Source organism: Streptomyces sp. P5F9, from assembly GCF_057961495.1.
Map to the genome: position 1 here is coordinate 1 of NZ_JBXVPZ010000894.1, position 1,505 is coordinate 1,505.

General features: G+C 70.2%; 2 protein-coding genes and 1 pseudogene. All 3 read left to right on the plus strand.

The features are described from left to right. A pseudogene (locus AC31A1_RS51250) lies at positions 1-129 on the plus strand (shikimate kinase); the annotation flags it as partial. Then, positions 126-1,217, plus strand: a complete 1,092-nt coding sequence (aroB, locus tag AC31A1_RS51255) for a 3-dehydroquinate synthase (RefSeq protein ID WP_489659889.1) — start codon at positions 126-128, stop codon at positions 1,215-1,217. The pseudogene AC31A1_RS51250 and the gene aroB, both read left to right, overlap by 4 nt. Positions 1,218-1,381: 164 nt before the next feature. Beyond that, a partial coding sequence (locus AC31A1_RS51260; RefSeq protein ID WP_489659890.1) for a Pro-rich N-terminal domain-containing protein occupies positions 1,382-1,505 on the plus strand: 124 nt, incomplete at its 3' end.

The window sequence follows — 1,505 nt, forward strand, 5'->3', positions numbered from 1 at the left end:
CGCGAACTGATGGAAGCCAGGCGGCACTTGTATGCCGAGGTCGCGCAGGCCGTCGTCCCCACCGACGGCCGCACCCCCGAGGACGTCACCCAAGCCGTCCTGGACGCACTGGAGTTGAAGGAAGCATGAGCGAGTCAGTGACGCGGATCCAGGTCGGCGGCACGGCGGGCAGTGACCCGTACGAGGTCCTGGTGGGCCGTCAACTCCTGGGCGAACTGGGTGCCTTGGTTGGCGACCGGGCCAAGCGGGTCGCCGTCATCCACCCCGAGGCGCTCGCCGAGACGGGTGACGCGCTGCGCGCCGACCTGGCCGGGCAGGGCTTCGAAGCCGTCGCCATCCAGGTGCCCAACGCGGAGGAGGCCAAGACCGCCGAGGTCGCCGCCTACTGCTGGAAGGCCCTGGGGCAGTCCGGGTTCACCCGCTCCGACGTCATCGTCGGCGTCGGCGGGGGTTCCACGACCGACCTGGCCGGATTCGTCGCCGCGACCTGGCTGCGCGGGGTCCGCTGGATCGCCGTACCGACGACCGTGCTCGCCATGGTCGACGCGGCCGTCGGCGGCAAGACCGGCATCAACACCGCCGAGGGCAAGAATCTGGTCGGCTCCTTCCACCCGCCGGCCGGCGTGCTCTGCGACCTCGCCGCACTGGACTCCCTCCCGGTCAACGACTACGTCTCCGGGCTCGCCGAGATCATCAAGGCCGGCTTCATCGCCGACCCGGTGATCCTCGAACTCATCGAGTCCGACCCGGAGTCCGCCCGTACCCCGGCAGGACCGCACACCGCCGAGCTGATCGAGCGCTCCATCAAGGTCAAGGCCGAGGTCGTCTCCGCTGACCTCAAGGAGTCGGGCCTGCGCGAGATCCTCAACTACGGCCACACACTCGCCCACGCCATCGAGAAGAACGAGCGCTACAAGTGGCGCCACGGCGCGGCAGTGGCCGTAGGCATGCACTTCGCGGCCGAACTGGGCCGTCTCGCGGGCCGGTTGGACGACGTGACGGCGGACCGGCACCGTACGGTCCTCGAATCGGTGGGCCTGCCGCTCAGCTACCGGTACGACCAGTGGCCCAAGCTGCTGGAGACCATGAGGGTCGACAAGAAGTCCCGAGGCGACCTGCTCCGCTTCATCGTCCTCGACGGCCTCGCCAAGCCGACGGTCCTGGAGGGCCCCGACCCGGCCGTCCTCCTCGCCGCGTACGGCGAAGTGGGCGAGTAAGTACCGCCAAGACCCTTCCGCCCGAATTGCCTTGCGCGGATGGGCACTTCGGCCCCTCCCCGGCCGTTCACCAAATGGCGGCCGGGGAAGGTACCGTTCGGTAGGGAGCGGGGGTTCGGGCCCGCTGCCAGCGCCAATCGCCGTACGAGATGGAGTGGCACCGGATGCAGCACGCAGTGGGGTCTCCGCTGCCGCCGCCCCACCAGCCGGGGCAGGGACCGACCACTGGTTGGTCCCCGGCCGGACAACACTCGGGCCCGCCCCGTCCGGGCCCGAGTGTTGTCCGGC

Bases quoted from the DNA above. Each gene is read 5' to 3' on its own strand.
- aroB (WP_489659889.1), top strand. From the start codon at position 126: ATGAGCGAGTCAGTGACGCGGATCCAGGTCGGCGGCACGGCGGGCAGT.